Origin of the sequence: Pseudonocardia sp. KRD291, from assembly GCF_019263595.1 — a bacterium.
Taxonomy (GTDB): domain Bacteria; phylum Actinomycetota; class Actinomycetes; order Mycobacteriales; family Pseudonocardiaceae; genus Pseudonocardia.
Map to the genome: position 1 here is coordinate 37,554 of NZ_JADQDD010000005.1, position 18,555 is coordinate 56,108.

An 18,555-nucleotide genomic window follows, 5' to 3' on the forward strand; every position below is an offset into this window, starting at 1 on the left:
TCTCCAGCGCCGCTGCGGTCAGGTCTCGACGGCGTGCAGCACGTCGGCGGGCTCGGTACGCGAGGTGTAGTCGGGATGTACGTCGATCCAGCGGATCGTGCCGTCGGGGTCGAGCAGGACGACCGTGGGCATCGGCAGTGCGGCCGTGCCGTCGGCGTTGACCTCGGTGAGGTCGAGGCCGAGCCCGCGCTGGGCGTCGCGTACCTCGGCGCTCGGCACCGTGACGACCCCGAGCGCGGTCGCGACCTGGTTGCCGGGGTCGGACAGGACGGTGTACGTGAGTTCGTCGGCCTGGGCCGTGGTCAGGGACCCGTCGGGTCGCTGCGGGCTGACCGCCAGCAGGGCGATGCCGCGGCGGTCGAGCTCGCCGACGAGCTGCTCCTGGTAGGTGCGCAGGGTGAGGTTGCAGTACGGGCACCAGGCGCCGCGGTAGAACACCACGACCGCTGGCCGGCCCGCGGCGGCGGCGGACAGGCTCGTCGCCCGGCCGTCCGTGTCGAGCAGCTCCGCGTCCGGCATCGGCGAGCCGGGCCGTCGCACACCCGCCGGGACGCCCCCCGCTCGAAGGCCGGCCTGTTCGGTGGCGAACGCGGCGGCGGCGTCGGCCGGCAGGCGCGAGGCCGGACCCGACCGCGCCATCGTCTCGATCCGGTCGGCGATCGTCTCGTGCGCGGTGGTCATGGCTCGCTCCATGGGGTGTGCGTATTTTTCTGGATGGATCGAGCCATTTTCTACCGCACCTGTTCTGGATCGGCAACTCCAGAACAGGTAAGATCGTGCTGTGGACACCGGCACCGCAGGAGGGCTCCCCCGCCTGACCCGCAAGGGCCGGGCCACGCGGGAGCGGATCGTCGCCGTCGCGGCCGGTCTGATGTTCGAACGCGGGGTCGCCGTGACGAGCATCGACGACGTCCGGTCGGCGGCCGAGGTGAGCAGTTCGCAGCTCTACCACTACTTCGACGGCAAGCGGGAGCTCGTCCGCGCCGTGATCGCCCACCAGACCGAGGCGGTCCTCGCGGCACAGCAGCCGCAGCTCAGCCGCCTCGACAGCATCGAGGGACTGCAGACCTGGCGCGATCTCGTGCTCGGCGTGCAGGCGGGGCGCAACGGCGCAGGCGGGTGTCCGATCGGGTCCCTGGCCGCCGAGCTCGCCGAGATCGACCCGGAGGCCCGGCTGGATCTCGCCGACGGCCTGGGCCGCTGGGCCGGCGCGATCCGGGACGGTCTGGCCGCCATGCGCGCCCGCGGCGACCTGGACGAGTCGGCCGACCCGGACCGGCTCGCGATGGTGACACTGGCCGCGTTGCAGGGCGGGCTGTTGCTGGCCCAGGTGCACCGGGACACCGCGCCTCTTCAGGCCGCCCTGGACGCGGCGATCGCGCACATCCGGTCCTTCGAGGTCGCGGTCGCCGGGTAGCGGCCGGTCCGCCGCTACCCCGGAGTGGAGTCGACCGTGGTCGTCATGGGTGGTGCGTGGGTGCTGCGGCGTCGGCTCAGCCGGAGGCTCTCTTGAGGAACACGACGATGTCCGTGGGGGCCGCTCCGACACTCGGCTGGACGGTGCCCACGACCTCCCATCCCTGACCACCCAGATCGTTCAGTTCGCTTTCGATCTTGGAGTAGTCGAACCCCTTCCACCCCAGTGCGTAGTTCAACACCTTGTGCTCGAACGTGGCGGCCACGCTGTGTCCTTCCCTCGACGTCGTGGCGGTACGACCGGAGCGTCTCCGGGAGTTCCGGTCCCACCGTGAGGTCAGTGGACACCGTGCCGTGGCGGCATGGTCAAGAGCAGCGGCCCCGGCTCATCCGCGGACCGCTCCGGGCGTCGACTACCCCGGCAGCGCACCGCTGCGCTTCAGGGCCTCGTCGACGAGCTGGGCCAGTCGCTGGTGGCCCTGGTCGTTGAGGATCTCGCCGTCCGGCGCGATGCCGCCCTGGTCGCTGCCGTTGAACCAGCGTTCGGCCAGCGGGTCGACGAACGGGAGCCGGGCCCCGGTGGCGGCGTCGCGGATGGCGTCCCGGACGGCGAGCATCCGGGGCGGTGCGTCGCCGCCGAGCCACATCGGGCCGATCACCGCGATCCTCGCCTGCGGGAGCCGGGCCCGGAGCACCCGGCTGCGCGGGCGCCGCCGGCGCGGCGGGCGCCGCAGCGCCCGGCTGGGCGGGTGCGGCCGGCGGGGCGGGTGCCGGCGGGGCGTCCGCGGCGGTCGACGAGCCCCCGTTCAGGACCCCCGTCGTCAGGATCGCCGTGGTCAGAACCGCGAGGAGAAGTACGGCGAGCAGGGCGGTGACGACGACCGCCGGCAGTTTGCGCACGCCCGGACCTCTCCGTTGTGGACCTCGGACCCGGCAAGTGCAGCCGAGCCGATCGAGGCTGTCAACCACGCCTACGCCGAGGGATGGGCCCGGAGAGCGACATGGGTCACACTGGAGCCGGGAGCCACACCCCCGTCGACCTGGGAACGAGGGAGTTCACCGTGTCCGACACGCAGAAGGCCGATCTCGACGCCGTCGTCATCGGCGCCGGATTCGCCGGCATCTACATGCTGCACAAGCTCCGCGACGAGCTGGGGCTGACCGTCCGGGTCTTCGACAAGGCCGGAGGGGTCGGCGGCACCTGGTACTGGAACCGGTACCCGGGCGCGATGTCGGACACCGAGAGCTTCGTCTACCGGTACTCCTTCGACCAGACGATGCTCCAGGAGTGGGACTGGGAGACCCGCTACCTCGACCAGCCCGAGATCCTGGCCTACCTGCAGGCCGTGGTGGAGCGACACGACCTCGCGAAGGACATCCAGCTCGAGACCGGGATCGACGCCACGGTCTTCGACGACGCCCGCGGCATCTGGACCGTCACCACCGACGACGGCGCGACGATCACCGCCCGCTACGTCGTCACCGCGCTCGGGCTGCTGTCGCGGACCAACTTCCCCGACATCCCCGGCCGCGACAGCTTCGAGGGCACCCTGGTCCACACCGGCGCCTGGCCCGCGGACCTCACCACCGACGGCAAGCGGGTCGGTGTGATCGGGACCGGCTCGACCGGCTGCCAGGTCATCTGCGCCGTCTCGAAGACCGCCCAGCACCTCACGGTGTTCCAGCGGTCGGCGCAGTACAGCGTCCCGTCCGGCAACGGGCCGGTGAGCGCGGAGTACGTGGACGGCTGCCGGGCCGACTACGACCGGATCTGGGGGCAGGTCAAGGACTCGGCGGTCGGGTTCGGGTTCACCGAGAGCGACGTCCCGGCGATGAGCGTGTCCGCCGACGAGCGCCGGCGCGTGTTCCAGGAGAACTGGGACATCGGCAACGGCTTCCGGTTCATGTTCGGCACGTTCTCCGACATCGCCACCGACGAGGACGCGAACAGGGCGGCGTCCGACTTCATCCGGTCCAAGATCGAGGAGGTCGTCGACGACCCGGAGACCGCCCGCAAGCTCATGCCGAGCGATCTCTACGCCAAGCGGCCACTGTGCAACACGGACTACTACGAGACCTACAACCGGGACAACGTCACCCTGGTCAGCATCAAGGAGAACCCGATCACGGAGATCACCCCGAACGGGGTGCTCACCTCCGACGGCGTCGAGCACGAGCTCGACATCCTGGTCCTCGCCACCGGGTTCGACGCGGTCGACGGCCAGTACACGCGGATGGACCTGCGCGGACGTGGGGGCGAGACGATCCAGCAGCACTGGAAGGACGGGCCGACCAGCTATCTCGGGGTGGCGACGTCGGGCTTCCCGAACCTGTTCATGATCCTCGGCCCGAACGGCCCGTTCTCCAACATCCCGCCGGCCATCGAGATCCAGGTCGAGATGGTCGCCGACCTGATCCGGACGGCGGAGGAGGGCGGGAGCGCGGCCGTCGAGGCCACCGGCGACGCCGAGGACGACTGGACCGCGACCTGCCGGGAGATCGCGGACATGACGCTGTTCCCGAAGGCCGACTCCTGGATCTTCGGCGCGAACGTCCCGGGCAAGAAGAATGCGGTCATGTTCTACATGGCCGGGCTCGGGAACTACCGGCAGAAGCTCGTCGACGTGGCTGCCGCCGGCTACGACGGGTTCGACCTGCGCGGAGCCCCGGCCCCGGCCTGACGTCCCGCGCCCGGCCACTTGGCGATCTCGATCCACGACACCGCCACGATCGGGACCAGGACCACCACGAGCCACTGCGTCCCGCTCAACGGCACCAGACGCAGCGCCTCCCGCAGGAACGGGACGAACATGATCAGCGCGATGGACACCGCCGTCACCACCGTCCAGGCCGGGAGGAAGCGGTTGGACCACCACCCGATCCCGGCCAGGGGCGTGCGCTCCGAGCGCATCACCCACGCCAGGGCCAGGTAGCCGACCATCCACGCCAGGAACGCCAGGGTCTGGGCGGTCGCGGTCGTCTCGCCCGACCAGGACGCCACCAGGTAGATCCCGCCGACGGCGACGAACAGCGACACCCCGCCGGCGACCAGCGAGCGCACCAGAGACCGGTCCAGGAAGCGGTCCCGCGGGTTCCGGGGAGGCCGGTCCATGGTGTCGCGTTCGGCGGGCTCGGCGGCGAACGTGGCGCTGCCGGCGATGTCCATGAACATCTCCATCACCACGATCTGGATCGGGGCGAACGGGATCGGCAGCCCCACGAGCACCCCGACGACGGTCGTCGCGATCAGACCGGCCTTGCACGCCAGGTAGTACTTCACGCCCTTGCGCAGGTTGTCGTAGAGGGTGCGCCCCTCCCGCAGGGCGCGGGTGATGGTGGCGAAGTTGTCGTCGGCCAGCACCAGGTCGGCGGAGTCGCGGGCGACGTCGGTGCCGGACGCCCCCATCGCGATGCCGACGTCGGCGCGCGCCAGTGCGGGGGCGTCGTTGATCCCGTCGCCGGTCACCGCGACGACCTCGCCGCGCCCCTGCAGGGCCTCCACCAGCCGGATCTTGTGCTCCGGCGCGACACGCGCGAACAGCGACGTGCCGGCCACGGCGTCGTCGAGCGCGGTGTCGTCGAGGCGGTCGAGGTCGCGGCCGGTGAGCAGCGGGCCGTCGCCGTCGAGGCCGATCTGCCCGGCGATCGCGCGGGCGCAGGCCGGATGGTCGCCGGTGACCATGACGACCCGGATCCCGGCCCGACGCGCCGCAGCCATCGCCTCGGGCACCTCGGGGCGGGGCGGGTCGGCGAGCCCGACCAGGCCGGTGAACGTCAGGTGGGACTCGGCGTCGTCCACGGACCCGGGGACCGTGGCCAGGACCCGGGTCGCCACGGCGATGACCCGCAGACCCTCGCCAGCCATCCGTTCGGCCTGCGCGGCGAGCGCGGCCCGGTCGTCCGCGGTGAGGGCCCGGTAGCCGCCGCGTGCGGTGCAGCGCCCCAGCAGCGCCTCCGGCGCACCCTTGGTCACCAGCAGGAACCGGCCGTCGTCCCGGCTGTGGACGACCGTCATGGACTCGCGGTGCGCGTCGAACGCGAATCGGGCCACCACGTCACCCGGAACGCCGCCGGGGGTGCCCGGCAGCAGGTCCCGGTCGCGGGCGGCCTCCAGGAACGCGACGTCGGTCGGGTCGCCGGACCACTCGCGGCCCTCGGCGGTCGCGTCGTGACAGGCCGCACCGAGCGCGAGCAGGCGGTCCTCGGGTACGGCGTCGGCGGCCAGCGAGGCCACCGCCATCCGGTTCTCGGTCAGCGTGCCGGTCTTGTCGGTCGCGATCACCGTGACCGTGCCCAGGGCCTCCGCGGCGCGCAGCCGTCGCACCAGCCCGTTGCGCCGGGACAGGCGGTAGGCGCCCAGCCCGAGGACCAGGCTGATGATGATCGGCAGTTCCTCCGGGACGGTCGCGAACGCCATCGTCAGCCCGGTCAGGACCATCTCCCGCCACGGCTGCCCGCCGAGGATCCCGATCAGCGGCACCAGGACGCTGAACCCGATCGCCACGAACGCCAGCACCCGCGACAGGTCGCGCATCGCCTGCTGCAGCGCCGTCCGCGGCGGCTTGGCCTCCAGCACCAGACCGGTGATCCGGCCCAGCTCGGTGGCCATCCCGGTCGCGACGACGACGCCGCGGGCCCGGCCGGCGGCCACGGTCGTCCCGGCGAAGGCCACGTTGCTCCGCTCGGCCAGCGGTGTCTCGGCGGGGAGCACGTCGTCGGCGTCCTTGCCGACGGCCACCGACTCCCCGGTCAGTGCGGACTCGTCGACCCGCAGCCCCCACGTCCCGACGAGCCGGACGTCGGCGGGCACCCGGGCACCGGCCCGCAGCGGGACCACGTCGCCGGGGACCAGGTCCTCGGTCGGGACCTGCCCGAGGCGGCCGTCGCGCAGGACCCGGGCGGTCGGCGCGGTCAGCGTCCCCAGCGCGGCGATCACGGTCTTCGCGCGGTACTCGGCGAACACCTCGACCAGCACGACCGCCGAGATGATGACGACGATGGCGATCGTGTCCTCGAGCCGGCCCCACACGCTGTAGAGCACGGCGACGGCCAGCAGGAGCAGCATCATCGGCTCGGTGATCTCGTCCGCGAGCACGGTGCGGAACGTGACCTGCCTCGGCGTCCGGAAGCGGTTCGGGCCGGTCGCCGCCAGCCGGTCCGCGGCCTCGGAGCCGGTCAGCCCGCGGGCCGTGTCGGTGTGCAGCTCCGTCACGGCGTCGTCGGCGGTCCCGGCGTGTGCCCGGGCCGGTCCCGGGTCGGGCGCGAGCAGCTCGGCGTCGCTCACCGCGGGCCGCCGGGACGCGGTCGTGGAGCGCCGGACGGGCGCATCAGTCGCCGGTCTCGGAGTCCGGCGGCAGGTCGGGGGCGACGCCCTCGGCCCGGTAGACCGACGCGGTGAAGCGCTCGAGCGCGCGACGGGACCGGTCCAGCAGGTGGGCGGCGTCCTTGGCCCGCTCGTCCGGGAAGAAGTCCCGCACCGCGATCTTGTCGAGCCACGAGGTGAGCCGGTCCTGGACCTGCTCGTTCTCCTCCAGCTCGGCGAAGGTGAAGTTGAGCTTCGCCGTCTCACGGTCCAGCTCGGAGATCAGCGCCAGCCCGCGCTCGTGGAACTCGGCGTACTCCTTGGCCCGCTCGCCCCGGAACCGGGCGACGATCTCGGCGTCGCCCTGGTCCTCGACGGCCCGGACGCACAGGGCGTGCGCAGTACCCTCGTGCTCGCGCACGTAGGCGGCGAGGGCGCGGAAGAACTCGACGTTGCCGTCCGTGCCGGGAAGCACCCAGGCCCCGTTCTGCAGGCCGACCGCACCGGCGGCCTTGGCCCGGCGCCACAGCGTCACCCGCGGGCTGGACGGCGCGGCGGGGAGCTGGGCCAGTAGCAGGACCCAGCCGGGAGCGTCATCGCCGTCGTCGGACACGGTGACCGACGTTACGGAGCCACCTGTGCCCGGTGCAACACGTGTTGACCGATTCGTCGATCACGGATCGGCACGGCACCCTGGTCGCATGGTCCACACCGACGTCGCCCGCCTCGGCCTCGGCCTGGCCGCGGTGGCCCGCCCCGCCTACATCACCTCCGGCCGCGCCGCCGACCTCGGCGACGCCCGGGGGGTCGACCAGCTCCGCGACCGGACCCACGCGCTCCTCGACGCCGCGTACGCCCACGGCATCCGCTACGTCGACGTCGCCCGTTCCTACGGCCGGGCCGAGGAGTTCCTGGCCGGCTGGCTCGACGCCCGTCCCGACGTCGGTGACGTGGGGGTCGGCTCGAAGTGGGGCTACCGCTACGTGGGCGACTGGCGTGTCGACGCCGAGGTGCACGAGGTCAAGGACCACTCCCGCACCGCGTTCACCGAGCAGTCCGCGCAGAGCCTGGACCTGCTCGGTGACCGGCTCGGGATCTACCACGTGCACTCGGCCACCCTGGAGACCGGCGTGCTCGACGACGCCGGCGTGCACCGGGCGATGGCCGGCCTGCGCGAGCGCGGCATCCGGCTCGGCATCTCCACGTCCGGCCCGCGCCAGCCCGAGACGATCCGCCGGGCCCTGGACGTCCGGGTCGACGGCGAACCGCTGTTCACCTCGTTCCAGTCCACCTGGAACCTGCTCGAGCCCTCGGCCGGTCCGGCATTGGCCGAAGCGGCCGACGCCGGCGCCCGGGTGATCATCAAGGAGGCGTTCGCGAACGGCCGTCTGGCGCCCGGGGGCCGGGACGGTACGGCGGCGGTACGCGCGGCGGCCGGGCTGGCGCAGGAGCTCGACCTCCCGATCGACCATCTGGCCGTGGCCGCCGCGCTCGCCCGGCCGTGGGCGGGGCACGTGCTGCTCGGGCCGGTGGACACGGCGCAGCTGGCGAGCAACGTCGGCGCCGTCGGCGTCGTCCTCCCGGACGGGGTCGGCGCCGAGCTGGACGCGTCGCGCGGGACCGCGGAGCAGTACTGGGCCACCCGATCGGGTCGTCCCTGGTCCTGAGCCGTCCACCGTGGCCGGCCTGGCGTGACGTGTTGCGGCGCAGCTCGTTTACCCTCACGTCACCCCACGGACGGCCGACCGACACCCACCACCACCGCTGAGGTTCACCGGGGCGGTCGATCGGCCGGACTGCGAAGGAGCCCGGAGATGACCGTTGGACGCCACATGGCCTGGACGGCCGACGAGGACCCGGCGACCCGGCAGATCGCGAGGGTCGAGGCCGACCCGGTCGCGGCTCCCGCGCCGGAGCCCGCCGCGCCGCACCTGACGCTCGTCCGCGGCACCACCGTGCTGAGGGTCGCACTCGGTGTCGCCGCCGTCCTGGTGATCGCCCACTTCGCCGCCCTGGCGATCGGCCACGGCCGGCCCGGGTTCGAGATCCCGCAGGCGATCCGGCTCGGCGGCGAGCTGAACATCGCGACCTGGTTCAGCTCCGCCCTGCACCTGGTCAACGCCGGGCTGCTCGCACTGGTCGCCGCGAACTCGGTGCGCCGCGAACGCGTGCGGTGGATCGTGCTCGCCCTGGCCGTGCTCGTGGTCTCGATGGACGAGGTGTCGGCCAACCACGAGCAGGTCGGCTACATCCTGCACACCACGCTCGGGACCAGCGGGTTCCTCACCTACGCCTGGATCATCCCGGCGACCGTGCTGGTCGCGGTCGTCGCGCTGTGGTGCGGTCCGATGGTGCTGCGCCGCCCGGGCGGACGACTGGTCGCGCTCGCCGCGCTGATCTTCGTCGGTGGCGCGGTCGGGGTGGAGGCGATCGAGGGGTGGTGGTTCGACGAGACCGGCAGGGCCGACGACCTCGTCTACCTGGTCCTCGGTGGTCTGGAGGAGGCGATGGAGATGCTCGGGCTGATCGTCGCGATGGCCGGGCTGCTCCGGATGGCAGGCGGCAGCGGCCTGCGCCTGGCCGGGACGTTCACCGACCGCTCCTGACGGCGGCTCAGGATCCCTGCTTTCTGGGATGGGCTCCTCCCGGCTCGTCCGGCACCGTTCTCCCGAGGCCGAGAAGGCCGATCCGACCTGCGGAGACGAGGAGAACGATGACCGACCACATCGGCCCGGCCTGGATCCTGTCCGGGATCGCGAACACCCCTGGGGTGTTGGAACTGAGCGACGGGCGGCTGTCGTTCACCGGCGACGACGGCGTCGTGTTCGACGAGCCGCTCGAGGCCGTCACCGGGGTGAAGTTCCCCTGGTACCAGTTCTCCGGCGGGTTCACGGCCACGATCGCAGGCACCCGTCACCGCATCTCGCTGACCCGCCCGAACGGCGCTCCCGATCCGTCGGGCCCGGACCTCGCCTCCGCGACCGGGTCGATCGGCGACGTGGCGTCCGGCCGGCGCGAGGGCAAGACCTGGCGGTCCCTGCTGGTCGAGGGTGCCGGCGCGCCGCGCCCGTCCTGAGAAGGGCCGCGTCGCGTGTCTCCCGGCCGCGCACGGCGAGTGATCGATCTGTGTGGGTCGATCGGTGCCACGGGTGGCACCGGATCCACCACACAGATCGATCATGAACGGCGAGGTGGAACCGTCACGTCAGGAGGGCGTCGTCACGGTGGTCGTGGCGATCGCGGCGAGCTCCGCTGCGGCGTCCGTCCGGCCGACCGGCTCGGCCTGCGCGTTCACGACCGTCGTCTCGTCTCTCGTGGATACGTAGTTCCGGCCGGTCCACCGGACTCCGCGGAGCGCACGGCGGGAGCTGGTCAGTTCCTCGACGTTCCCGGTCCCGTCGGCGTCGACCAGGGCCTTGAATCCCCGCGCCTGCGACTGGCTGACCGGCAAGGCGCCGGACGAGTGTCGCCGTGTCACGGTCGCGTGCCTTCGTCTGAGCTTTGCCGGAACCGGAACACCCGCGGCGCTGCCTCACGGTCGCTCCCACGGGGCAGTGATCGATCTGTGTGGGTCGATCGGTGCCACGGGTGGCACCGGACCCACCACACGGATCGATCATGGATGGCGAGGACCCCGGCGCGGTCGGCGCTCAGCTCGGGGGGAGCCCGATCGTCCAGCCGGTGACGTCACGCAGCGCGATCTGCCAGCAGGCCGGCTCCTGGTAGGCGGGTACCGCGTTGTGCACCGGGGCGACGAGCGCGTCGGTGAAGTAGACCCAGTGGATGTCCTTCATCGGGATGTCCCGGCCGGGGGCGTCGTCGTTGCGCTCCTCGGCCATCTGCTCGAACATCGCCGCCATCGCCTGTGCGGACTCGTTGTGCGGATCGTCGCTGGTCAGATCCCGCAACTGGTCGCTGAGACGGCGCAGCCAGGTGGTCGGGTGCACGGCGTTGCCGAACACGATCCCGGCCGAGGTGGCCACCGTCAGCGGGACGCTATTGCCCTCGTCGCGGTAGGCGATCGAGAGCACCGACTGCAGGTAGCTCGGCGCGCTCAGCTCCGGGATCGTGACGACGCGTTGCGCGTCGGTCATGCCTGCCGGGCCGTCCGCATTCACTGACATGCACTCACGGTAGCCACCGGTTCACCCGGTCGATACCGCCACTTGTCGGCCCGACGAGAACGGCCGGACGGGAACGAGTCAGAGCAGTGCCGGCCAGGTGAGCGCGGCTCCGCCCCAGGTCGCCCCGCCCCCGAAGGCCGAGAGCACGACCCGTTCCCCGGCGTGCAGCGTGCCCGCCGCCGCGGCCTGTGACAACGCCAGCGGGATCGACGCGGCGGCCGTGTTCCCGACGTGCTCGAGGTTGCTCACCACCCGCTCGCGCGGCAGGCCGAGGCGGTCCGCGACGGCGTCCAGGATCCGCTGGTTGGCCTGGTGCCCGACGAACCGGTCGACGTCGTCGACGCCCCAGCCGACCCGGTCCATGACGGTCCGGGCGCACTCGGACATCTTGGCCACCGCCTGCCGGTAGACGGCCTGGCCCTGCATCGTGAACGGGGTCGCGGCGTCCTGCACGAGGATCAGGTCCTCGCCGTCACCGTCGCTGCCCAGGTCCAGGGCCAGCACCTCGCCCGCCTCCCCGGGGTCGCCCGCGCGCAGCACGACCGCCCCGGCCCCGTCGCCGAACAGGAACGCGGTGGACCGGTCCTCCGGGTCGATGAGTGTGGAGAACGTGTCCGCCCCGATCAGCAGCACCGACCCGGCCTGCCCGGAGGTGAGCATCGCGCTCGCGGTGGCCAGCCCGTAGAGGAAGCCCGAGCACACGGCGTTGAGGTCGAACGCGGGCACCGTGCCGAGCCCGATCCGGGTCGCCACGGCCGGCGCCGTCGCCGGGCACGGGTGGTCCGGCGTGCTCGTGGCCACGATGACCATGTCCACCGCCGAGACCCCGGCCGACTTGAGGGCCTGCGTCCCGGCCTCGACGGCCAGGTCGGACGTGGCCGTCCCGCCGTCGACGACATGACGGGACCCGATCCCGCTACGGGTGCGGATCCACTCGTCGGTGGTGTCGAGGCGTGCGGCGAGGTCGTGGTTGGTCACGATCTCCGGTGGGAGGCAGTGACCGACCCCGGTGAGAACGGCCGCGCGAGAGAGCATGGGCGGAACCCGCGTCCTGTCGTAGGTGTGACCCCACTGTAGTTCGCGAAGCGGGTTCCGCCCGGATCGAACTCAGGATGTGACGAGTCGGGCACTCACCGTGGGCGGCGCCCGGAACAGGTCCAGCACCGGGCAGCGCGCGTCCACCTCGGCGAGCAGCCGGACGTAGTCCTCGGCCGGTGCCGGTCCCTGCGGGTGGACCGCGATCCGGACGTCGTCGAGGCCGGGCCGGACCGTGCCCTCCAGCCCGAAGAACCCGCGCACGTCGAGCTCGCCCTCGACGTCCACCCGGACGTCGTCGAGCGGGATCCCGAGCACCGAGGCCTGGTAGCGGTAGGTCGCGATCTGTGAGGAGACGAGCGCGGCCAGCGCCAGCTCCACCGGGTTCAGCGAGCCGTCGAGGTGCGCCGGCTCGTCGGGTCCGGCGGGATCGCGCCGGACCCGGACGCCGCCGGCACCGGAGCCGGTGGCGTGGAAGGACAGCCGCGCGTTCTCCGCGTCCCGGTCGAGCTCGGACACGGCGGCGCCGAGCAGGGTGGACGGGTCGACGACGGGAGCGCTCATCGGCCCGCCTCCGGCTGCTCGACGACGGTCAGGTGCGGCGTGCGGGCGAGCGCGCTGCGGGCCATCGCCAGCTCGTGCGCGACCTCGGCGGTGATCAGTTCGGCGTGCAGGCCACTGTCCTCCGGGGACCGGGTGGCCAGTGCGCGGTTCCGGGCGACGAGGGCCTCGAGGCCGTCGAGCAGCCGGTCGGCGACCGCCGACCGGCGCAGGGACCGGGACGGCGCGGGGACGCGCAGGGGTGTGGGGGCTGGTGTGGACATGCGGATGCTCCGGGAGGTGCGAGGGGATCGGGACGCGTCGGCGGCCGTGGGCCGCGAGGCATCACCGACAGAGCGCCGCCCCGGTCCGGCAGAGGTCGACATGCCGGCGCCTGCACCAGATCGACTTCGACCACGCCGACACCGCGAGGATGTCGTTCGCCGGGGTCTGCACGTCGGTCTCCCATCGTTCCCGGCGGTAGCACCCACGTATGCGGGTTGCTGCGGCGTCGTCGAGCCGGGTCTCTCGGCCGCTCAGGATGGATCGACGTCCAGCAAACCCGCCGGGGCGCGCGGGTGTCAAGGTGATGCGCGGCGGTCCGATCCATCCGATCGGCGGTCGACTTCTCCCCGCCGCCCGGAAGGATCCCGTCCCGGTGACGGCGGGCGACGCCGGCCACGATTGCGATCGTCTGTTCGTGGTGATCGGCCGGGTCGGCGCGTTAGTCTGCTGCCGTCTCGGCCGGACCGAGCTCCCCCCACGGTCCGCGACATCCCGGCTCGACGGTGTCCCCGCACCGGCCGGCCCCACCCCGGGAGAACCATGACCGTGTTGCACGGCGCCACGCCCGGCCGGCATCCGCCCGGCGCGGCGGCCGTGGCGGCGTTGCTGGCCGGTACCGCGGTCGCCGTGTTCGGGCTGGGCCTGCTCGCGGTCCAGGTCTCCGCGTCGCGGACCCCTCTGGCGGTCTGGTGGCCGGGGGCGGCCGCCGCGACGGCGGGGGTCGCGCTGGCCGCGTCCGGAGCCGGCCGTGGGAGCCCGCCCCCCGGGGCGCGCCGCGGCGTCCTGGTGGCCGCGACCCTGCTGGCCGTCGGTGTGGCCGGCGTCGCGTTGCGGCTGCTGGCCGGACGCTCCGTGGAGGTCGCGCTCGGGTGGGCGCTGGGCGACGTCGTCCAGGCGGCGGCGGCCGGGTTGCTGCTGGCGGGGCGCCTGCGGCTGCGCGCCCCGTCGGATCTGGGACGCCTGTTGCTGGCGGCGCTGGTCGGTGCGCTCGGGGCCGGTGTCGTCATGACGCTGAGCGCGCAACCCCTGCCGGCCGAGGACCCGGGCCAGCTGTTCTGGTCGGCCACCGCCTCGCGGGCGGCGGCCGTCCTGTTGCTGGTGCCCCTGGTCATGCGCCTGCCGCGGCGGCGCCGGCCGTGCCGTCCGGCCGAGAGCGTCGGCCTGTCGGTGCTCGCGGTCGCGACGACCGTCGCGACGTTCGCACCCGGCCGGGCCTGGCCGCTGGCGTTCGTGCCGCTGGCCGTCCTGGTCGGCACCGGCCTGCGGCTCGGCCTGCGGGCCGTCGTGTGGCAGATGCCGGTGGTCGGGACCTTGGTCGCGTTCCTCACCCTGCACGGGACCGGCCCGTTCGCGGCCGCGGCGGGCTCGTCCCCGTACGCGCCGATCGCGCTGGTCCAGACGTTCGTCGTGGTGTGCGTGTTCGCGGTGCTCGTGGTGGCGACGACGGTCGCCCAGCGCGACGCCGCGATGGGTGCGCTGGCCGACCGTCGCGAGTTCGACCGGGCCGTCCTGGAGACCGTCGACGCCGGCGTCCTGGCCTGCGACGCCGACGGCGCGATCGTGCTGCGCAACGCCGCCCACCGCCGGGTCACCGGCGACGCCGACCCCGGACCGGTCGACCCGGACCCGCCGGCCGGGGCGGCGCTGCGGCGGGCGCTGGACGGTGAGGTCCTGACCGGGTTGCACCTGCAGGTCGGCCCCCGCGGCGGGCCGGCGCAGCACGTCGTGGCGCGGGCCGGGCCGATCACGGCCGGCGACGGGCGCCTGCTCGGCGCCGTCGCGACGTTCACCGACGTCACGGCGGAGCGGGCCGTGCAGGAGCGGCTGCAGGCGGCCGTCACGTTCCACGACGCGGTGCTCTCGGCCAGCCCGGACATCATCTTCGTCGCCGACGCCGGCACGCACGCGATCCTCTGGGCGTCGCGCTCGGTCGAGACGATGCTCGGGTTCAGCCCGGAACAGGTGCTCGAGCTCGACCGTCACACCGGTCCCGGCCTGGTGCACCCGGACGACCGCGCCGCGCTGCACGCCGCGAACGACGCCGCGAGCCTCCTGCACGACGGCGACGTCCAGCCGCTGCGGGTGCGCGTGCGCGACGGGTCCGGGCGCTACCGCTGGCTCTCGCGGCGGGTCACGCCGTTCACCCGGGACGCGGGCGGGCGGGTCACTCAGCTGCTCGGGTTCTCCCGCGACGTCACCGACATCGTCGAGTCCGAGCGGCGGATGGAGCACGCCGCCACCCACGACCCGCTGACCGGGCTGCTGAACCGGCGGGGTCTGGGCAACCGGCTGACCGAGGTGATCGCCCGCGCCGAGGCCGGGGCGCAGACCCCGGTGCTGTTCTGCGACCTGGACGGGTTCAAGTCCGTCAACGACGCCCACGGCCACGCCGCGGGTGACGCGCTCCTGGTGGTGACCGCGCAGCGGATCGCCGGGGCGTTGCGGGCGGGCGACACGCTGGCCCGCACCGGCGGCGACGAGTTCCTGGTGATGCTCGAGGCGCCACCGCGCGAGCCCGACGGCGCGCGCCCCGTCCGGGACCCGGCCGCGGAGGCGCTGCACCGGGCCCGCGGTGTCGCCCGCCGGATCGCGGAGTCGCTGGCCCGGCCGATGGACGTCCACGGCACCGTGCACGTCGTCACGGTGTCGATCGGGATCGCGCTGGCCCGGCGCGGCCTCGACGCCGCCGACGTGCTGCGCGACGCGGACACCGCGATGTACCGGGCCAAGTCGGCCGGGCGCAACCGGCACCACGTCTACGAGGTCGCACCCCCGGGACGGGGAGGACCGTCCGGGCAGCGGTGAGCCGTGGTCACTCGGCGGCGGCGACCGTCGGTGGAGCCTCGACCGGTGCGCTCCGCTGCGCCGGGACGGCCACGGCGTCGGCGGGGGGCGCGGTGACGACGTCGAACAGGGCACCCACACGTCCGGGGCCGACGCCGTCGCAGTCCTCGCGCACCGTGCCCCGCGTCCCGGGGTGCCCGCGCAGCAGTGCGTGCACGGCGTCCGCGGTCCCGATCTGCCCGAAGTCGCCGCGGTAGTGGTAGGCCAGCAGCATCCCGCCGGGCCGCAGCCGCTCGAGCAGGCGGTCCAGGCCGACGCGCAGCGTCACCGGCTCCCAGTAGTAGAGGACGTCGGTGCAGACGATCAGGTCGAAGGTGCCCTCGGGCATCGCCCCGGGCAGCGTCCGGGTCTCGAACGTGGCGGACGGGACCCGGTGGCGGGCGCGCGCCACGGCGGCGTCGCTGATGTCCACGCCGACCAGGTCGTCGGTGTGCCCGGCGAGGCGCTCGGACAGGTCGCCCTCGCCGCAGCCGACCTCGAGCACCCGCCCGAAGCGGCGCCCGGCCAGGGCCTCGACGACGCGGTCGTACTTCTGCTGCTCGTAGTCGTTCGCGTCGATCCCGTACGGGTTCGGACGGCGGTACAGACGGTCGTGGCAGCCCTTGCCCCATCCCGGCTGCCAGAGCCACGCCGTGCCCGCCCAGCGCGGGTCGGTGTCGGCGCGCCCAGCCCGGGCCAGCGCCCGCAGCGGGCCGGCCGCGGCGCGCACGGACCCGCTCAGCGCGCTCCGGACGACCCGCCGCGCGAGGTCGAGGGGCGAGGTGCGGTCCGGGGAGCCGGCAGCCATCGGATCTCCTGACGGGATGTGGTGGAACGGTCACCGACCGTTCGGGGTCATCCCGTCATCGCTTCGACCGCGTGATCTCGTTACCGGACCCGTCGGGGTCCACCCGGAAGAGGCGACGCCGCCGCGCTACTTGAGCCCGCGCGCGGCCTTCTCCTCGCCGATCCGCAGGACCTGGACCTGGTCACCGATCTGCAGGTAGTCGAAGTAGGCCTTCGCGTCGCCGTCGGGCACGTGGATGCAGCCGGCCGACGAGCGTGCCGGGTCGCCGCTGTGGAAGGCGATCCCGCCGTCCTGGAAGAACACCGACCACGGCATGGGCGCGGGCGCCCCGTCGGGCAGCCGCGACTCCTGGCTCTTGTGGCCGGCCTCCTTGCGGTAGACCCGCAGCGAGTGCCCGATCGGGGTCTCCTGGCCGTTGCCGCCGGAGGAGATCTTGATCGGCCCGCGGATGATCTTGCCGTCCTGGAACAGCCAGGACCGCTGCGAGTCGAGGTCGACGCATGCCTTCGCCGTCGCCGTGCAGGGCGTGTCGGCGACGAGCGGCTCCGCGCGGTTCTTCTCCGCCGCGGGCGAGTCCGCGGCCGCCGAGCCGGCCAGCGCCACGCCGGCCGCCGCGACCAGGCTGAGCACGCCCGCGACCACACGTCGGGTGCGGCGTGTGCCTGCCTGCTGACTGCTGCTCATTCGTAGCGCTCCTCGCCGTTCGCGCCGACGCCCACCGGGGAGAAGTGGGCGGTCTCGGGGTCTCGTCCGTAGGACGTCCGGACCCCCCGCGGGGTTGCGTGGTGAAACTGATCAATTTTCCGCTCCGTGACGACGTGTTGCCGTCGGTCACGGTCGATGCCGTCGATCAGTCTGCACCGTCGGTGGGCTGCGCCGTCCGGCGGGGGAGCCTGCGCCCGAATGCTCACGATCGTGCGGTCGCCACCCACACGCGCGATGACCTGCGATCACTGCGTGTCGCCCCGGCAGGGACGGGTGGGGACATGGGCGACCCCGCCCGCACAGGCGGTGCACACGGTCAGCACACCGGCCGGACAGGGCCGGTCGGCATCGTCGGTGAGGTGATGGCGGCGGGTGCTCCCGCCGCCCCGACCACACGGGACCGGGCGTGCACCGGCCGGTCCGGTGCGTGAACCGGAGGATCGCCATGACGTCCCGACTGCAGCAGCCCGTCGTCGACCGGCCCGCGAACGAGGTCCCGGAGTGGCCGGGCGCGACCGCCCCGGCCGGCCCGTCCGCGGACGGCCTCTACGACGCCGACGACACCACCTACTTCGGGCAGCCCGCCTACGCGGCCGCTCCGGCCTACGCCGAGGCGCAGGCCGCTCCGGCCTACGCCGCGGCGCGCGGGTACGAGCCGGGCCCCGTGCCCGGTCCGCTCCCCGAGGCTCCCGCCCGGAGGGCCCGGCGCTCGATCTCGGCGCGGCTCGCGGCGGCGATCGCCACCGCGGCGCTGGTGATCGGGATTGCGCTGTCCGCGCTCATCGGCGGGCTGACCGGTCCCGGTGGTGGCCCCGGCGGGACCCCGCCCGGCGCGGCGGCCACACAGGACGGGACGACCGGCGGCACCACCCCGGGCGGCGGGACGGGGACGACGCCGGGCGGCACCGGCGCGACCACCTCGGGGACCTGACCCCGGGCCCCGGCGCGGGACCTCAGCGGGGGATCCCGGCGCGGGACCTCAGCCCGGGACCTCGGCCCGGGGAGTCCGGCGGCGGGCGCCCGGCCCGAGGGTGCTGCGGATCCGGTCGTCCGGCCCGATCCGGTGCCCGTGCTCGCACACCGTCTCCAGGTGCACCGCGCCCCCGCAGCCGGCGTGCTCGGGCACGACCGGCGGGACGCCGTCGGAGCGGTGCCGGTCGCCGAAGGCGAGCAGCGCCAGCAGCACCGGCCGCAGGTCCTGCCCGGCGGGGGTGAGCCGGTACTCCTTGCGGGTGCGGCGGCCCGGCTCCCGGTAGTCGACCGCGTGCACCATGCCGGCCGCGACCAGCCCGGCGAGCCGGCGGGTGAGCACGTTGCGGGCGATGCCCAGGTGCGTCACCAGGTCGTCGAAGCGGCGGATGCCGTGCAGCAGGTCGCGCACGACCAGCACCGTCCACGGGTCGCCGAGCACGTCCATCGTCCGGGCGATCGAGCACGCGCCGCTGTCGAGCTCGCGCCACGGCGTCCCGACCGGCGTCTCGAACCCCGGTTCCTCCCGGACAGGCTCGGTCATGGCG

Annotated in this window: 20 protein-coding genes and 1 riboswitch; of the genes, 7 read left to right on the forward strand and 13 right to left on the reverse strand. The window is 73.7% G+C overall.

The window, feature by feature from the left end; translation table 11 throughout:
• Window positions 1–18: 18 nt before the first annotated feature.
• Complete coding sequence (locus I4I78_RS01940) at window positions 19–681, reverse strand: peroxiredoxin-like family protein (protein WP_218609406.1); 663 nt, start codon at window positions 679–681, stop codon at window positions 19–21.
• A gap of 100 nt (window positions 682–781) precedes the next feature.
• Between I4I78_RS01940 and I4I78_RS01945 the strand changes: the two genes are divergently transcribed.
• Complete coding sequence (locus I4I78_RS01945; RefSeq protein ID WP_308251852.1) at window positions 782–1,417, forward strand: TetR/AcrR family transcriptional regulator; 636 nt, start codon at window positions 782–784, stop codon at window positions 1,415–1,417.
• A gap of 76 nt (window positions 1,418–1,493) precedes the next feature.
• Here the strand turns inward: I4I78_RS01945 and I4I78_RS33280 are convergent, their stop codons facing one another.
• Together I4I78_RS33280 and I4I78_RS01955 are read right to left on the reverse strand one after the other, a co-directional pair.
• A complete protein-coding gene (locus tag I4I78_RS33280) occupies window positions 1,494–1,682 on the reverse strand; it encodes a DUF4177 domain-containing protein (protein WP_218609407.1) in 189 nt (62 codons plus the stop codon).
• A gap of 147 nt (window positions 1,683–1,829) precedes the next feature.
• The gene (locus I4I78_RS01955; protein WP_218609408.1) at window positions 1,830–2,075 is read right to left on the reverse strand and encodes a hypothetical protein; all 246 of its coding nucleotides are present in this window, start codon (window positions 2,073–2,075) and stop codon (window positions 1,830–1,832) included.
• A 402-nt stretch (window positions 2,076–2,477) separates the two neighbouring features.
• Here I4I78_RS01955 and I4I78_RS01960 point away from each other — a divergent pair, with 402 nt between their 5' ends.
• Complete coding sequence (locus tag I4I78_RS01960) at window positions 2,478–4,097, forward strand: NAD(P)/FAD-dependent oxidoreductase (RefSeq protein ID WP_308251853.1); 1,620 nt, start codon at window positions 2,478–2,480, stop codon at window positions 4,095–4,097.
• On the opposite strand, the gene I4I78_RS01965 is transcribed toward I4I78_RS01960, so the two are convergent.
• The gene (locus I4I78_RS01965) at window positions 4,055–6,700 is read right to left on the reverse strand and encodes a cation-transporting P-type ATPase (RefSeq protein WP_218609410.1); all 2,646 of its coding nucleotides are present in this window, start codon (window positions 6,698–6,700) and stop codon (window positions 4,055–4,057) included. The two genes, I4I78_RS01960 and I4I78_RS01965, sit on opposite strands and share 43 nt — an antisense overlap.
• 43 nt (window positions 6,701–6,743) lie before the next feature.
• Entirely contained in the window at window positions 6,744–7,331 is a 588-nt protein-coding gene (locus I4I78_RS01970; RefSeq protein WP_218609411.1) for a Chromate resistance protein ChrB, read from the reverse strand.
• An 88-nt stretch (window positions 7,332–7,419) separates the two neighbouring features.
• Here I4I78_RS01970 and I4I78_RS01975 point away from each other — a divergent pair, with 88 nt between their 5' ends.
• The 3 genes from I4I78_RS01975 (at window position 7,420) to I4I78_RS01985 (ending at window position 9,794) form a co-directional block, all read left to right on the forward strand.
• Window positions 7,420–8,385 (forward strand): aldo/keto reductase, encoded by a 966-nt coding sequence (locus tag I4I78_RS01975; RefSeq protein WP_218609412.1) that lies wholly within the window; start codon window positions 7,420–7,422, stop codon window positions 8,383–8,385.
• Window positions 8,386–8,532: 147 nt separating this feature from the next.
• Window positions 8,533–9,324: a hypothetical protein gene (locus tag I4I78_RS01980; RefSeq protein WP_218609413.1), complete on the forward strand. Its 792-nt coding sequence runs from the start codon at window positions 8,533–8,535 to the stop codon at window positions 9,322–9,324.
• Between the two features lie 107 nt (window positions 9,325–9,431).
• Window positions 9,432–9,794, forward strand: coding sequence for a hypothetical protein (locus I4I78_RS01985; RefSeq protein ID WP_218609414.1), 363 nt, complete (start codon window positions 9,432–9,434; stop codon window positions 9,792–9,794).
• Window positions 9,795–9,923: 129 nt separating this feature from the next.
• Here the strand turns inward: I4I78_RS01985 and I4I78_RS01990 are convergent, their stop codons facing one another.
• The 5 genes from I4I78_RS01990 to I4I78_RS02010 all read right to left on the reverse strand — a co-directional run bounded on the left by I4I78_RS01990 (window position 9,924) and on the right by I4I78_RS02010 (window position 12,701).
• Window positions 9,924–10,196: a hypothetical protein gene (locus I4I78_RS01990; RefSeq protein ID WP_218609415.1), complete on the reverse strand. Its 273-nt coding sequence runs from the start codon at window positions 10,194–10,196 to the stop codon at window positions 9,924–9,926.
• Between the two features lie 172 nt (window positions 10,197–10,368).
• Window positions 10,369–10,842: a hypothetical protein gene (locus I4I78_RS01995; protein WP_218609416.1), complete on the reverse strand. Its 474-nt coding sequence runs from the start codon at window positions 10,840–10,842 to the stop codon at window positions 10,369–10,371.
• 78 nt (window positions 10,843–10,920) lie between these two features.
• Complete coding sequence (locus tag I4I78_RS02000) at window positions 10,921–11,877, reverse strand: beta-ketoacyl-ACP synthase III (RefSeq protein ID WP_218609417.1); 957 nt, start codon at window positions 11,875–11,877, stop codon at window positions 10,921–10,923.
• Between the two features lie 72 nt (window positions 11,878–11,949).
• On the reverse strand, window positions 11,950–12,441 hold the full coding sequence (locus tag I4I78_RS02005) for an OsmC family protein (protein ID WP_218609418.1): 492 nt from the start codon (window positions 12,439–12,441) through the stop codon (window positions 11,950–11,952).
• Window positions 12,438–12,701, reverse strand: coding sequence for a hypothetical protein (locus tag I4I78_RS02010; protein WP_218609419.1), 264 nt, complete (start codon window positions 12,699–12,701; stop codon window positions 12,438–12,440). Before I4I78_RS02010 ends, I4I78_RS02005 begins: the two co-directional genes overlap by 4 nt.
• Window positions 12,702–12,879: 178 nt before the next feature.
• Window positions 12,880–12,965: riboswitch (SAM riboswitch) on the reverse strand.
• Window positions 12,966–13,242: 277 nt separating this feature from the next.
• On the opposite strand from I4I78_RS02010, the gene I4I78_RS02015 reads away from it, so the two are divergent.
• Window positions 13,243–15,507 (forward strand): sensor domain-containing diguanylate cyclase, encoded by a 2,265-nt coding sequence (locus tag I4I78_RS02015; protein WP_218609420.1) that lies wholly within the window; start codon window positions 13,243–13,245, stop codon window positions 15,505–15,507.
• Between the two features lie 7 nt (window positions 15,508–15,514).
• Here I4I78_RS02015 and I4I78_RS02020 read toward each other — a convergent pair whose 3' ends face one another.
• The gene (locus tag I4I78_RS02020) at window positions 15,515–16,333 is read right to left on the reverse strand and encodes a trans-aconitate 2-methyltransferase (protein ID WP_218609421.1); all 819 of its coding nucleotides are present in this window, start codon (window positions 16,331–16,333) and stop codon (window positions 15,515–15,517) included.
• 126 nt (window positions 16,334–16,459) lie between these two features.
• Window positions 16,460–17,017, reverse strand: a complete 558-nt coding sequence (locus tag I4I78_RS02025; RefSeq protein ID WP_218609422.1) for a L,D-transpeptidase — start codon at window positions 17,015–17,017, stop codon at window positions 16,460–16,462.
• Window positions 17,018–17,483: 466 nt separating this feature from the next.
• Here I4I78_RS02025 and I4I78_RS02030 point away from each other — a divergent pair, with 466 nt between their 5' ends.
• Window positions 17,484–17,969: a hypothetical protein gene (locus I4I78_RS02030; RefSeq protein ID WP_218609423.1), complete on the forward strand. Its 486-nt coding sequence runs from the start codon at window positions 17,484–17,486 to the stop codon at window positions 17,967–17,969.
• A gap of 48 nt (window positions 17,970–18,017) precedes the next feature.
• Here I4I78_RS02030 and I4I78_RS02035 read toward each other — a convergent pair.
• Window positions 18,018–18,555 (reverse strand): helix-turn-helix domain-containing protein (locus I4I78_RS02035; RefSeq protein WP_308251854.1); only part of this gene is annotated, 538 nt, incomplete at its 5' end.

Coding starts and splice junctions, on each gene's coding strand:
- I4I78_RS01940 (WP_218609406.1), bottom strand. CDS start 681: ATGACCACCGCGCACGAGACGATCGCCGACCGGATCGAGACGATGGCG.
- I4I78_RS01975 (WP_218609412.1), top strand. CDS start 7,420: ATGGTCCACACCGACGTCGCCCGCCTCGGCCTCGGCCTGGCCGCGGTG.
- I4I78_RS01980 (WP_218609413.1), top strand. CDS start 8,533: ATGACCGTTGGACGCCACATGGCCTGGACGGCCGACGAGGACCCGGCG.
- I4I78_RS01985 (WP_218609414.1), top strand. CDS start 9,432: ATGACCGACCACATCGGCCCGGCCTGGATCCTGTCCGGGATCGCGAAC.
- I4I78_RS01995 (WP_218609416.1), bottom strand. CDS start 10,842: ATGTCAGTGAATGCGGACGGCCCGGCAGGCATGACCGACGCGCAACGC.
- I4I78_RS02000 (WP_218609417.1), bottom strand. CDS start 11,877: ATGCTCTCTCGCGCGGCCGTTCTCACCGGGGTCGGTCACTGCCTCCCA.
- I4I78_RS02005 (WP_218609418.1), bottom strand. CDS start 12,441: ATGAGCGCTCCCGTCGTCGACCCGTCCACCCTGCTCGGCGCCGCCGTG.
- I4I78_RS02010 (WP_218609419.1), bottom strand. CDS start 12,701: ATGTCCACACCAGCCCCCACACCCCTGCGCGTCCCCGCGCCGTCCCGG.
- I4I78_RS02015 (WP_218609420.1), top strand. CDS start 13,243: ATGACCGTGTTGCACGGCGCCACGCCCGGCCGGCATCCGCCCGGCGCG.
- I4I78_RS02020 (WP_218609421.1), bottom strand. CDS start 16,333: ATGGCTGCCGGCTCCCCGGACCGCACCTCGCCCCTCGACCTCGCGCGG.
- I4I78_RS02025 (WP_218609422.1), bottom strand. CDS start 17,017: ATGAGCAGCAGTCAGCAGGCAGGCACACGCCGCACCCGACGTGTGGTC.
- I4I78_RS02030 (WP_218609423.1), top strand. CDS start 17,484: ATGACGTCCCGACTGCAGCAGCCCGTCGTCGACCGGCCCGCGAACGAG.